We start from the raw sequence: 248 nt of genomic DNA on the forward strand, positions 1-248 counted from the left end.
GTCCTTTGGAGATCTGCTCAGGTCTGTACCTCATCCAATCAGTGCTTGTGCAGTCACGCTTACCGGTGAGCAGCTCATGAGTATGCTAGAGCAGTCGATCCAGCCGGAAATGGTGCACCGGGAGCTTCGGGGATATGGTTTTCGCGGCAAAGTAGAAGGCTGGATGGCTGTTGATGGGTTGCACATCCGGTACATAGCTGGTGAGCATCCACATATTTTGGAAATTGAGGTAAATGGCAAGCCGCTCG

Annotated in this window: 1 pseudogene; it reads left to right on the forward strand. The window is 52.4% G+C overall.

The features are described 5' to 3' along the window. A pseudogene (locus SB775_RS32410) lies at positions 1-248 on the forward strand (bifunctional metallophosphatase/5'-nucleotidase); the annotation flags it as partial.

It is taken from the genome of Peribacillus sp. SIMBA_075 (assembly GCF_046534585.1).